Origin of the sequence: Aquiflexum gelatinilyticum, from assembly GCF_024813435.1 — a bacterium.
Taxonomy (GTDB): Bacteria; Bacteroidota; Bacteroidia; order Cytophagales; family Cyclobacteriaceae; genus Cognataquiflexum; species Cognataquiflexum gelatinilyticum.
On record NZ_JANAEZ010000001.1, the window covers coordinates 527,063 to 540,884 of the forward strand.

The 13,822-nt window shown below is 42.4% G+C and carries 7 protein-coding genes; all 7 read right to left on the bottom strand.

Going from position 1 to position 13,822, the window contains the following annotated elements; all coding sequences use genetic code 11:
• Positions 1–58: 58 nt before the first annotated feature.
• The 7 genes from NK987_RS02195 to NK987_RS02225 all read right to left on the bottom strand — a co-directional run bounded on the left by NK987_RS02195 (position 59) and on the right by NK987_RS02225 (position 13,695).
• Positions 59–1,198: a glucuronyl esterase domain-containing protein gene (locus NK987_RS02195; RefSeq protein WP_259262539.1), complete on the bottom strand. Its 1,140-nt coding sequence runs from the start codon at positions 1,196–1,198 to the stop codon at positions 59–61.
• Positions 1,199–1,258: 60 nt separating this feature from the next.
• Positions 1,259–2,905, bottom strand: coding sequence for a sulfatase family protein (locus tag NK987_RS02200; RefSeq protein ID WP_259262540.1), 1,647 nt, complete (start codon positions 2,903–2,905; stop codon positions 1,259–1,261).
• 304 nt (positions 2,906–3,209) lie between these two features.
• Positions 3,210–5,510, bottom strand: coding sequence for a beta-glucosidase BglX (gene bglX / locus NK987_RS02205; RefSeq protein WP_259262541.1), 2,301 nt, complete (start codon positions 5,508–5,510; stop codon positions 3,210–3,212).
• A gap of 115 nt (positions 5,511–5,625) precedes the next feature.
• Entirely contained in the window at positions 5,626–7,584 is a 1,959-nt protein-coding gene (locus NK987_RS02210) for a glucoamylase family protein (protein ID WP_259262542.1), read from the bottom strand.
• 72 nt (positions 7,585–7,656) lie between these two features.
• Entirely contained in the window at positions 7,657–8,739 is a 1,083-nt protein-coding gene (locus tag NK987_RS02215) for a LamG-like jellyroll fold domain-containing protein (RefSeq protein ID WP_258422005.1), read from the bottom strand.
• Positions 8,740–8,766: 27 nt separating this feature from the next.
• On the bottom strand, positions 8,767–10,308 hold the full coding sequence (locus NK987_RS02220) for a RagB/SusD family nutrient uptake outer membrane protein (protein ID WP_259262543.1): 1,542 nt from the start codon (positions 10,306–10,308) through the stop codon (positions 8,767–8,769).
• 12 nt (positions 10,309–10,320) lie between these two features.
• A complete protein-coding gene (locus tag NK987_RS02225; protein ID WP_259262544.1) occupies positions 10,321–13,695 on the bottom strand; it encodes a SusC/RagA family TonB-linked outer membrane protein in 3,375 nt (1,124 codons plus the stop codon).
• Positions 13,696–13,822 lie beyond the last annotated feature (127 nt).

A 13,822-nucleotide genomic window follows, 5' to 3' on the forward strand; every position in this document is an offset into this window, starting at 1 on the left:
AGTGCAAAGACCCTGACGAATTATGGACTATGGACTACCTACTATGGTTTTTAAAAACTCACTTTTTCCCAAAATTCATTTCCACAAAATCCATAAAACTACTCCAATCTTCCAAGGTAAGGTTGTGCCTACCTTCACGGATATGGTAGCCCGCATATGGTTGAATTATTGGCTCTTTTTGTTCCTTAAAATCTAAAGGGAAATTTACTTCTTTGCCATAAATCAATGGATATATCCTACTTCCCAATTTGATAGAAAGGTACTCACCTTTGGGGTCTGCCCACCTGTCTTCCCTTGCACTGGAAAAATAAACCGCCCGAGGTGCAATCAGGGAAACAAGCATGTGTTGATCGACAGGCAACATCTCTTCTTTGCCATTGAATGCTTTAAAATTTTCACTGAACCAAAAGGGGAAACCGTTATTGATCAAATGGACAGTCTCTCCAAACTTTCTCCTGGACAATGTCGCTCCTCCACAACCAGATTCATTTGAGACAGTAACTGCCCATCGGGTATCATTTGCTCCTGCCCAAAGTGCGGCTTTTCCTCCCCGGGAATGTCCTACTATAATGGCTTTGGCAGCATCAATCATTGCCTCTTTTTCAAAATAATCCATCGCCCGCATTGCTCCCCAAGCCCATGCTCCCAATGCTCGCATTCCGTCTTTCTTACTCAATTGTTCAGGATAAAGTGTCTCAAGAATTCCCTCTGTAAATTTTTCAGGATCATCTGGGGCAACTGTATCTACATCAAATGAAGCAGTAGCATATCCTTTTTCGATTAAATCCCTTATCGGCCAAAATCCTGTTTCAACCAGTTCGCTCAAAGGTTCTTGATACCTGTGGTTGATCAGCATAAAAACCGGATAAGGTCCTTTTCCTTTTTTGGGGATATATACATTCAAACGCATCTTATGGCTTTTGCCATTACGCATAACCAGAATATCAATCTCTTTAAAAATTGCTATATCAGGAAACGCATTATCCTTTTCCTTTACTTCAGAAAAAGAAATCGTTTCAAAATCCTTTGGAACTTGTCCATAAATATTTTGCTCAAAAAGCATCAAAATCTCAGGTCTTCGGATATTTTCCCAATCCTTGACAGTCAGTATCGGATTTCCCTTAAGGCTGACAAATGGATCAGGCAAGATCAGGTCAGGAACTTTGCTTTCGTCATAATTAGCGGGGATCTGTGCCATAAGGTTCATTGTTAAAGAAAGAAGCAAAAGGAAAAAACTGATTTTCGATTTCATGTTGGCTTATTTAAAATGGCTGATTTCAGAGGTTTTGTATCCGATTCTAACTGCCCTAGCGGCAATGTTTTTGGCTTCAGGAATAGGCTCATGGTACAACCTCCACCGCTTCCCTCCAATTTCATCATCCACCTGATAGGCGATACTTGCTCCTTCAGTGGCAGAAGTCAAGGTCATTTTTCCTCCTGACTTTTCAAATTCAACCTTTGCTGTCTCAGGCTGCACCATCCCCGGCCACATCATATTGACTAGATCAGATTCCGGTACAAATCCCAAATCCTTTACCTCCAATTGCCACTTGCTCAATGCAGTACGCATTTCCATCAACTTTTCCCTGTATTCAGGCAATTGGGCGAGGTTGTGAATTTCGTAGGGATCTTTGGCCAAATCATACAATTCTTCCTGCGGCTTGGTTTTCATAAAGATATAAGCTGCTCCTCCTGTCAGCTGCCCTTCCTGGTCCATTTCAATCAGAGCCTTGGTCATGTCAATCTGCTCCCGGTAAGCATTCCGGTAAATCAGCGGTAATTCCGGCCGGAAGTTCCTTATATAAACGAATCTCCCATCCATCACGGAGCGGCTCATGTCCACTGCTTCATCAAAACGGTCAGCAGAACCAAAGGCATATTGGTGTGGGTTTTTGCTTTTGTATTTTCCCAAAAAAGCCTTCCCATGCATGTAATCCGGCGGTTCAATTCCTGCCAATGACATCACCGTGGGTCCCAAGTCCATCAGTGAAACGATGTCTTCTACTTTTGTACCGGCCATTTGCCCATTTGGTAGGCGGACGATCAACGGGACACGCAGTCCCGAATTCCCGACGGCTCGCTTTTGCCTCAGCAAAGGTCCGCCATGATCCGACCAAAAAAAGATGATGGTCTTTTCCAATAATCCTGCATCCTCGAGTTCCTTCAGCAATGTTCCGACCTGCTGATCCAATTCCATGATATTGGAATAAACACGCCCGACGTCCTGTCTCACCACAGGCAAATCCGGGAAATAGGTGGGTATTTTGATATTCTGAGTATCTGAAAGCATTGGATCGGCTTTCTTTCCAAAAACCCGCGACTCATGGGTTATTTCATGGTTGAAAACAGCGAAGAATGGCTGACCGGGAGCGCGGTTTTTGTAATGTGCCTCCCTTCCGATTTCATCCCAAGCGGTCATTGGAGAGTTGAATTGGTAATCGGTCTTGGCGGCATTGGTGGTGAAATAACCTGCAGCACGAAGGTATTCTGTAAAAACTTTGACAAATGGAGGGGGAACAGCTGCATATTCAGGGACATTTTTTCCATTGATGTCTTTCTGTTTGTAGTAGGTCTGGTATACCTCAGCCTCAGGTTCCCGGTAAGCATAATGAGGGCCTGTGCGCATATTATGAGTTCCGATACTCACAGGGTACATCGCCGTAATGATGCTGCTCCGACTTGGTGCACAGACCCCCGCTGTAGCGAATGCATTGGTAAACACAATCCCCTCCTTGGCTAATCGGCTGATATTGGGTGTTTTGATGCTGTTGTCACCATACACATCCAACAGAGGACTGATATCCTCCACCGAAATCCAAAGTATATTGGGCTTTTCGGGAGATTGGGAAAATGAGATTTGAGAAAAGTGAAAAAATAGGATTAATAAAAAAAGACGGATTTTCATGGTTTATTGGGTTTGTAAAGCAATAATATCCGTCAAATACTGAAAATAAACAAGTGCAAAACAAACAATAAAAAATCCTGCCTTTTTATCCATTCGGATATTGGGCAGGATTTTAATTCAATTTTTATTTAGAACAGGAAATAAGTTTGTTCCTCTCGCAGAGACTCCTAAGCCACCGCTGAGACTGTTTATTGAGAGTGACTTCATTCTTCCTAAATTCCTACGAGGTTCAAAAAAAACCTCAAAAGTAACTGTTCTGCAAACTGCGACTGATCACTGAAAACTGACCACTGAATACTTCCACCTACTCCTTCCAATCCACCTTAGCCTTCTTCACATCCCGTGAATTTCCTCCCACCATGATTTCAAATTCACCCGGTTCCCAGACAAAATTCAGGTCAGAATTATAGAATTTGAGGTCTTCAGGTGTAATTTCAAAAGTTATGGTTTTGGTTTCACCGGATTTCAACAGCACTTTTTGAAAACCTTTCAATTCCTTGACAGGTCTGGTCACTGAACCCACGACATCCCTGATGTACAATTGGACCACTTCTTTACCATCATACTTACCGGAATTTGTGAGTTCCACACTTACAGTCAATGTTTGGTCTCCTTGAAGGGCAGTTCCGCTTAATTTGATTTCACCATAATTGAAATCGGTGTAGCTAAGACCAAATCCAAAAGGATATAACGGTTCATTGGAAACATCAAGGTAATTGGACCGGAATTTTGAGAACCACTGTCCTTCAGCAAGCGGACGTCCGGTATTCTTGTGGTTGTAATAAATTGGGATCTGACCGACATTTTGGGGGAAAGTAGCGGAGAGTTTACCGGATGGATTGACATCTCCAAACAACACATCGGCGATGGCATCCCCCGCCTCACTTCCTGCAAACCATACATTCAGGATCGCAGGCACATTTTCTTCTTCCCAAGTCAAAGCCAAAGGCCTTCCTGTAAACAAGACCATCACTACCGGCTTGCCCGTTTTGAGCAATGCCTTCAATAAATCCCTTTGATTTTCGGGAAGTTCGATATCAGTCCTGCTGGATGATTCGCCTGACATCTCAGCTGATTCACCCAAAGCTGCCACGATGACATCTGCATTTTTTGCAGCGGCCAAAGCTTCCTGAATGAGCATCTCTGCCGGGCGGTTGTCCCGGTAAGTTGGTTTTCCAAAAATGCTGACCCTGGATTCCAATAAAGAATCGACCACCACATTGGCACCTTTGGCATAAATGACATTGGCTTTGTCTCCGACAGCTTTCCTCAATCCTTCAGACAAAGAAACAGCTTGGTCAAATCTTCCTGCCACACTCCAGGTTCCGGCCATATTCTCCTTGTTGTCGGCAAGCGGCCCGATGAGGGCGATGGTTCCTTTCTTTTGGATAGGTAAAATTTTGTCTTTGTTTTTGAGCAAAACAAAAGATTGGGCAGCAATTTCTCTTGCAACTTGACGGTGTTCCGCATTAAACACTTCCTTCTTTGCACGCTCAGGATCTGCATACCTGTATGGATCATCGAACAAACCAAGCTTGTATTTGGCAATCAGTATCCTCCGGCAAGCATTCTCTATCTGTTTTTCTGTTATTTTTCCTTCGTCCAATGACTTCTTTAGCGTGGTCAAAAAACCTTCTCCCACCATGTCCATGTCTACACCTGCCTTGAGTGAAAGTTCTGATACTTTTTGCAGGTCACCAATTCCATGTTCTACCATTTCATTGATAGAAGTGTAGTCAGTCACCACAAAACCATTGAAACCCCATTGGTCTCTCAAGACATCCGTCATCAGCCATTTATTGGCTGAGGCAGGGACGCCTTCGATTTCATTAAATGATGTCATCACCGACCCAACGCCAGCATCCACCGCAGCTTTGTAGGGTAAAAAGTATTCATTATACATCCTGATGCGGCTCATATCGACTGTGTTGTAATCCCTTCCAGCTTCCGGTGCACCGTACAAGGCAAAGTGCTTGACACAGGCCATAATCGTATTGTTCAGGCTGAGGTCATCTCCCTGATAGCCTTTGACCATGGCTTTGGCTATCTGTGCACCAAGGTATGGATCCTCACCACTACCCTCAGACACCCTTCCCCATCTTGGGTCACGGGAAATATCCGTCATCGGCGAAAAAGTCCAGTTGATCCCATCTGCACTAGCTTCAATGGCAGCGATCCGTGCGGACTTTTCAACCAATTCCATATCCCAAATACTTGACATTCCGATCGGAATCGGGAAAAGGGTTTCGTATCCGTGGATGACATCCATCCCAAAAATCAATGGGATTTTCAGTCGGCTTTCTTCTACCGCAATTTTCTGAACAGCCCTTATTTTTTCAGCGGTTTTGATATTGAACAATCCACCTACACTTCCTGCTTTGATCATTTCTGCGATGTTGGAACTTGAAGCCAAACCTGTGGTAAAATCACCTGAGGCGGGAAGATTCAGCTGTCCGATTTTTTCCTCCAAAGTCATGATGGAAATGATGGAATCTGCTTTGTAAGTATACAATTCTTCCAAGGACATATTTTCTTTGGATGGATTACAAGCCAAAACCAATGAAAGCAATACCATGTAAACTAAAAATTGGTGTAATTTTTTCATGTTGATAGTTATTTGGGTTGGTCTTTAAAATATTCCCGGTTTATGAATCAAGGTCTAATTTCGGAAATTATAGACAGTAATAAGATGATATAAAGGAATAAATGAGGGTAAATTATTAGTATGTAAAACCTAACTTATCCAATCCAGCACGAACTTCCTGATCCTTCATAAACAAATCCCATAATAAACCAGATCGGTGATTTTCTATCATGATGATAATCGGACCTTGGTCTATGGCCAAATACGAATCGGCGTACCACTGTTCGGTGATGTTGAATGCATCATAAAATCCGTATTGTCCCCAAAGCTTTTCTCCCATTTTGTAATAGAAAAATTGGAGCGCCTTCATGGACTCGGTCGGCGTGTAAGGAAAAGAGGACAAAGCCGCGGTGGGCGAAATCACCCCAAGGTCATTTGTCGGAGAATGGGCGTTATACCCGAGATGGTTATCACTTGCTGTCAATCCCCAACTTGACTCCGAGTATCCTGCAAAACCAAGTGGATTGCTGATGGCATGGGCTTGGTTGATCCGGGAATGGTTTACATTCTGGGTCCAATAATTGGCATATTGGTCAGAAAGGTTTCTGGGATCCAATCCGAGAAACGAATAATGGGCAAAGAAAAGTGGCCCGCCAAAATCATATCCCAATGGCAAAGGAATCTGATAAAACATTTTTCCATTTCTCATGGCCCCGTTGTTTGCCCAGCCTTTTTCATACACTGACAAATCAATGGGATGCGTCGGTGAAGCTGCTCCCAAAACATAGACAATGAGTGATTCGTTGTATCCACGGATGGGTAGGTTCATGTCCCAACCAAATTCCGGTGACCAATGCCAATACAAAATATCCTGACCTCCGCGGGTGTACCAATCCCACTCCACACCCCGCCATAGCACATCTATTTTCTCGGTCAAAGAATTTTCCGAATGAATACCTGGATTCAAATAGGCCTTGACAGTCAATAATCCCTGTACCAACAATCCTGTTTCTACCAAATCCCCTCCGTTGTCTTTGGCACTGAAAGGGATTACTTTTCCGGTATTCCCATCCATCCAATGGGCCCAAGCGCCATGGAAGCGGTCTGCCTGCCCAAGAAAATCTATGATTTTGACAATCCTTTCAATGCCCTGTTGGCGGGTGATGAATCCTCTTTCTATCCCTACCAAAATAGCCATCAAGCCAAATCCTGTTCCTCCAGAAGTCACAAGATTTCCTGAGGTGTTCCTTTCCCTTGCCATACCGCTGTTGGGATGGGCAAAATCCCAAAAATACCGGAAGGTTTGCTCCTGAACTTTGGTTAGCAGTTCCTCCTCAGAAAGGACAGGAAAAGCATTGTCTGAGCGAAAGGTGGTGAAGAATTCTTTTTTTATTCCCGCAAAACTTTGACCTTCCACGCCTTTCAAGGCATTGGAAATCTCAATCGAATATTTCGTAAGATCTGTTAATGGTGATGATGCTACAACTTTGACTTTTTGGTCATTTTCCGTAAATGTAAATTGGAGAGTGGGTAATGATACCCCTGTAATTTTGGTGGCTGAAATTAGAGATTGTCGGCTGACCGGGCCGGAAAAATCTATGGTCAAAGAAAAATCCAGGGGAACATTGACTGTCTTGCCTGTTTTGGTTTGTTCGGAATTTTCAAAAACCAAAGAAAGAATCTGAAGGTCTCCTGCATTGGTTTTGAATTTGATTTCTTTACCAGCAAATGTACTATTGTTAGTTCCTTTAATACCTCCTGATATAGAAATGGTATATTCTGTGTTTGTTTTCAGGATACCTACAGGGAAAATCACAACGTTTTTATTCCCGGAATTAAAGCTAATGCTAATGTCTACTGCTTGGTTATTTTCAAGAAGAAAAATAGAATTTGCAGTCGTAGATGGATCTATGGGTAAAGAAAAACCCAAAGTAATGGGACGGTCAAAAGGTAGATTCTCGGAGATTGTCCCAGTCAGATTAATCTGTATGTCTCCGATTTCTACTTTATCAAGTGTTAATGCTGTAGCATCCGTTTCTTTTTCATCACAACTGAAAATCAAAAGGACATAAAATAAAAAAAGGAGCTTTTTCATAAACGAAGACAGAAAAATGAGGATTCCTGACTTTAGGAATCCTCATTCAATTAATAGAAACTTGTGTTAAGATTATGGTTTTTCGGCTGCGATGATGGTTTGGATTTCTGTTTGGGTAAGCGCCTTATTGAAAATTCGGAGCTCATCAAACAAACTTCCATCTGACAAGTGTCCCCATTCAGTAAATCTGGGTGAACCGGAAGCTATAGAAAGGATATTACATCCTGCCCAACTCACACCTGAAAAATTACCTTGGCTAGCCACCTGTCCATTGATGTATACAGCACAACTGCTTCCTGAGATGGTGAATGCCACGTGCGCCCATTCTCCGGCTGCAGGATCGATATCTGCAGCAGGACCTCCATCAAACCAATTGTCTGATGAACCATTGCCTACATTCAGTTTTACCCTTTGTTTGCCACCCGCATTTTCCCTAAATAATCTGAAACCTCCTGTTCTGTTGTTCATATTATTTGGATTATTAGTGTCCGGTGGACCCATCACCATGATCCCTGCACGGTCAGGTGATCCATTTACTTTATACCAAAATACAGCACTGAATTCAGGGTTCTGCAAGTTTGTAGTTGGGAATGCGATATTGGCATTGTTAGCTCCTGAATAAGCCATTCCAATTACCCCTCCGGCAAATCCCGGATTACCGTTTACAGTCGGATTGGTGATAGTGACCAATTCCGTGTAATCTCCATCAAATGGAAGGTAGAAGATTTCCCCATCATATACAGGAGTATAAGGTTCCACTTTTTCAAAATTGACCGTTTTGGTGGTCGTTTTTCCGGAGGTATCTTTTCCTGTAATGGTCAGGACATGGTTGCCATTGGAAAGATTTGGATAAGTGTAGGTTTTGACAAATCTTCTGAAATCCAAGAATTCCTCAAATGAAGCAATTTGCGTCCCATCCAAACTTACTTGGATAGATTCGATTTCGATGTCATCCAAGATTTCAAAATTGATGTTTATCGGAGTGACGTCCTCCACTACCCTTATCAAAGTACCTTCAAGAGGAAAACTGATATTCACCTCCGGAGCAGTTACATCCGGTCCCGGATCAACCCTTACTATTTCATCTATGTAACTATCGGTACAGCCAAAGCTGACCAAAAGCAATCCTATGATTGATAATTTTATATTTTTCATTTTTTTAGATTTTTGATTGACAAATTTCTATCCCTGATTTGAAGCTCCTTTGATTTGCGGCAATATATCTTGCTGCTCAAGAGGATAAGGCAGGAACCTATGGATATTCAACTGGAAGTTTCTGCCATCATAATTCAACTCTGTAGTACGTCCATGTCTTACCAGATCATAGAATCTGATACCCCACTCTGTACCAAACTCCGCATATTTTTCATCCAAAACTACGTCAAGGTTTGCTCCTGAAATGGGATTCAACCCTACTCTCGCCCTTACCTCATTGACGGCGGCATCAGCTGATCTCACCGAACTGTTTGCTCCGCTGACCAATGCTTCTGCATGCATCAGCAAGATTTCCGAATACCTGATGACAGGAAGATTTTTATTTTCACCATAGGTAAATCTTCCTTGGGTCAGTTGGGTAGAAGGCAAATAAAACTTTCCACTTAAGAAAAGGTACCTTGGGTGGTTGTTGAATACATCACCATCAGGTGTCACATTGGAAACCCAGCTTGGCAAAGTGGCAAAGTTTGGATCTGCCTGAATGGCGGCCATGCCGGCAGGAGTAAATAAGACTGAAGTCTGAATTCTTTCCTGTTCTCCTCTCTGAAGCATAAACTTGATGTATTTCTGGCTTGGCTCCCAGAAACCCCATCCTCCACCTGCACCTGATCTTGCCGGAGTCCAGCTTGCCGGTCCAAAGAAATCCCATAGATAACGTGTCGAAGTACCTGTCGGTGTCCCAAAATCAGAGTATTGAAGTTCCAGAACATTTTCATTATTTAATTTTCCCGGAATTTTGAACAATTGGTAGTAATCAGGCTCCAGTGCAAACAAACCACTACTGATGACCTGTCCGGTGGCATCTGCCACAGCTTGGTAATCTTTCAATTCCAGATTGGCCATTGCCTTGACCGCCAAAGCTGTAAATCTGGTGATACCACCTCTTACATCAGAACGCTGATTGGGATGGACTGCAGGCAACAGTGGAATAGCTTCATCCATCTGCTCCGAAATATGCTGCATTACTTCCTGGAATGTAGACACCTCCACGTTGAACAAATCACTTGGCTGGGAAGATCTTGTAATCAGGATATTGCCCCAAAGTCTTGCCAGCTGAAGCAATTCAAATGACCTCATTACTTTGATTTCAGCAATGTACTGCTGCGCAGTAGTGGCACTTGCACCAGCGTCTTGGTATTTTTGAATTTCTTCCATGGCACCATGCCAATAAAGCAGATCAGTGTAAAGGTTTAGCCAAGTCGAATTGTACATCCAAAAATTTCTATTGTATCTGAATGCATCTGTTTCTAGCAATGGAAACTGATCTCCAGCTGCATTGACATCATCTCCTCTTACAGCTATGATAGGAAGTGTTTCCCACTGAAGTGAATTCAATTCAGCATAGGCACCATATAGCATCAAGACCATATTTTCAGACTGAGTATAGTCAGTGTTCTCTGCTATAATCTGGTTTTCTAGGGGTTCGTCCAAGAGATCTGAACAGGAAGTGGTGAAGAAAATCACCATTGCCATGGACAGTATATATTTTATATGTTTTGAAGTTCTCATGATTTTTTCGGTTTAGAGTTTGATATTCAGACCCAAAGTATAGATGGCAGGAATCGGATACACCTGACGGTCAATTCCATTTGCCACCTCTGGATTAAACCCGTTGTAATTGAAGATCGTCAGCGGTCTTTCTGCGGTAAAGGTCACCCTTGTATTTGGCATCAACAGGCCAAAAAGCTGCTTTTCTAGAATAGAATAGGATAATCTGACATTTTGGATTCTGAAGTATGAACCGTCTTCAACAAAATACTCACTCATATTCTGGTTCCAACCTTTTCTCAAACCTGCTGCTGAAGGGTATTTGTTTGAAGTACCTTCGCCTCTCCACAAGTTTTCGATCAATTCGGCATCAAGGTTGGTATCGTTTGTAAATATGATTTCCCCTCTTTTCCTGTTAAGGATATCATAACCTGACTGTCCTTGGATCAAAGCTGCAAAATCAAAGTTTTTGAAGGTGAAACCCATATTGAAGCCATAGGTCAATTTTGGTAAAAAGGAACCTAACACCACCCTATCCTGGTCATTGATGACTCCATCACCGTTTTGGTCTTTGAAATTGAAATCTCCTGGTACCAAATTGGTAGAAGCGATAAATTCAGGCGTGTAGCCACTGTTGTTGATCTGCTCTTGATTTTGAAAAACACCATTGACCTGATAACCATAAAAGGCTTGAAAAGGCTGACCGATGATCGATCTCTGTCGGAATTCGGCAGAACCGCCATCCAAGCCATCTGCTCCACCAAGTCCCCGGACCTCATTCTTCAATGTGGCGAAATTACCACCAATGAAATAAGAGAAATTTTCGTTCACTCTGGTTTCCCAATTAAGGGTTACTTCTATTCCTTGGTTCCTGATTTCACCTACTGACCTTCTTTCGGTAGCTCTGAAAACAGGCGGAATGATACTGACAGCAAGGTTTCTAGTGTCACGGATAAAATAATCCATCTCAAGAGAAAGTCTGTTTTCAAAGAATCTTGAAGTCAATCCAAAGTTCTGCTCCACAGTAGTTTCCCATTGATCGATCAAGTCAAAAGTTGGGTTCAGATTTCTACCGATAGTCAATACATCGTTGATGGCTGTGTTGGTTTCACCCAATGTCGGTGCACCTACTGAAGGTCGGATGCCATCATTTCCAAGTTGTCCCCAAGATGCTCTCAGCTTGAGAAAGTCTATACCACTGACATTGAAAAAATCCTCAGAGGACAATACCCAACCGGCACCTATAGTGGCAAAATTACCCCATTGCTTTTGAAATTTATTGTTACCATCTCTTCTGAAAGTTCCATAGACCAAGTACTTGTCATCGAAATTGTATGCTAACCTAGCAAAATAAGACATGAAGAATAAACGGGAATTGATGGTATTTCCACCCCCATCACCTACATCGTTGATGTCGATATTTGTGGCATTGTCAATATACCAAAAGTGCTCCCGGCTTCTGTCCGGAATTGGCGTGATGCCTGTACCTCGGGCAAAGAGGATTTCGCTGTATTCACTCCGGAATGATTGACCTACCACAGCGGTGATATTGTGCTTATCAAAGTTATCGGTGTAAGTGAAGAAGTTATCCCAAATCTGATCAAAGCCTGAGAAATTCTGTCTTCTGATGGAAGATTGAAAAGCTGTCACTCCATCATTATAATCAAATCCGACATTCCTGGTATTGACTACTTCCAAACTGTAATTGTATGCAGTTTTGAAAGAAAGCTTGCTTGGGATAATCTCTATGTTTCCATAAATATTTCCCAAAACCTTTCCGATTTGATTTCTATTGTCCGAATACAATAAGCTATAGAATGGGTTTTGATTTCCCCTGTATCCGATCTGTTGCGCATTCGACAGTTGGAATGGTGATGCATTCGCATTGAGGGGGTCAAAAACAGGAATGATCGGAACAGCAAAATAAGACCTAAACCATGCTCCATCATCTCCATTGAATTGTTGGGCGACGCTGAAATTGAAATTAGTCCCAACAGTTAAACGGTCATTTATATCTGAATCAATTTTTGTTCTAAAATTGATCCTTTTGAATTCGTTTCTTGTATCGTTAAGAAGGCCTTTTTGGTCAAAATAACTTGCTCCTATGGAGTACCTTGTCTTTTCACCACCTCCATTGAAAGAAAGATTGTGATTTTGGATGGCGGCCGGACTCATGATTTCCGCATACCAATCTGTATTGACGTCAGGAAGGTTGGGATCGATACGGCTTCTGCCATATCGTTGCATGGCATTGTTGACGAAAGCGATGTCCGCAGGTGCCCCTGTTTCATTTACATATTGGACAAACTGCTGTGTATTGGCCATTTTCAATACATTCTGAGGAACCTGCATCCCATAGTAGCCATCGTAGACGATTTCGGTTTTTTGGTTATATCCGCCGGATTTGGTCTCAATCAAAACCACCCCGTTAGAAGCCCTGACACCATAGATTGCTGAAGCAGAAGCGTCTTTCAAAACAGAAATGGTTTCGATGTCATTTGGATTAAGAAAGTCAATGTTCTCGAAAAACATTCCATCTACCACATAAAGTGGTGCTGCATTACCTTCAAAGGAACCTACCCCTCTAACCCTAACTGTCGGACTTGCACCCGGTGCTCCATTGCTGACAATCTGAACACCTGCCACACGTCCCTGCAAAGATTGCATAGCATTGGCTGCAGGCGTTTTTACGATCACATCTGATTTGATGGTGGTGATGGCAGAGGTAAGGTCCTTTTCCCTCAATGCACCATAACCTATGACTACAAATTCTTCCAAAGAATCAGTGTCTTGGACAAGATTGACATTGATAATATTGGAAGTGCCGATGGTAACTGATTGCTTGACAAATCCCACAAATGAGAAAACCAAAACATCACCCTGCTCTGCCAAGAGGGAATATTTGCCATCAATGTCGGTAACCGTCCCTGTTCCTTTTCCTTCAAGTAGTACGGTCACACCGGGCAATGGCAACCCTAAATCATCATATACAATCCCTGAAACAGTAATTTCCACTCTTTCGGAACTCACCATCGGCTTTGGCGTGGTCTCCTTTCTGACGTCTATGTTGTTATTGATTTGACGAAAAGAAAGGGTTGTCTGTACTGCTGCTTCTTTTAAAAACTCTTCAACTGTTCCTTCCTTTTGGGTGAGGACAATTGGAATCGAAGCATCAACATCTCTTTTGTCAAAAGAAAACCTGAAAGAAGTCTGACCTTCTATTTGCTTAAAAAACTGACCGAGGCTGTAAGACTTCTTTTGGAAATTGATACTTACCTCATCTATGCTTTTGTATTGTCCGTTGGCATTTGTAGCAAATGTAAAATTGAGTACAAGCAACTGGACAATAAACCCGTATAGGAAGAATTTGGATAACATATATATTATCTTCTGTAGATTATTTTTCATATTATTGAAAGGTTTATTGAATTGAACTATTCACTAAGCATGGTGATTTGATGGTTTCATTCCCCAATGTTTTACATCAAAAAACCAAATCGGGCCGATAGATTTCCCAATCTGTCGGCTTTTTTTA

Excerpts from the sequence above, each read along its gene's own strand:
- NK987_RS02195 (WP_259262539.1), bottom strand. The coding sequence starts at position 1,198 with ATGGCACAGATCCCCGCTAATTATGACGAAAGCAAAGTTCCTGACCTG.
- NK987_RS02200 (WP_259262540.1), bottom strand. The coding sequence starts at position 2,905 with ATGAAAATCCGTCTTTTTTTATTAATCCTATTTTTTCACTTTTCTCAA.
- bglX (WP_259262541.1), bottom strand. The coding sequence starts at position 5,510 with ATGAAAAAATTACACCAATTTTTAGTTTACATGGTATTGCTTTCATTG.
- NK987_RS02210 (WP_259262542.1), bottom strand. The coding sequence starts at position 7,584 with ATGAAAAAGCTCCTTTTTTTATTTTATGTCCTTTTGATTTTCAGTTGT.
- NK987_RS02215 (WP_258422005.1), bottom strand. The coding sequence starts at position 8,739 with ATGAAAAATATAAAATTATCAATCATAGGATTGCTTTTGGTCAGCTTT.
- NK987_RS02220 (WP_259262543.1), bottom strand. The coding sequence starts at position 10,308 with ATGAGAACTTCAAAACATATAAAATATATACTGTCCATGGCAATGGTG.
- NK987_RS02225 (WP_259262544.1), bottom strand. The coding sequence starts at position 13,695 with ATGAAAAATAATCTACAGAAGATAATATATATGTTATCCAAATTCTTC.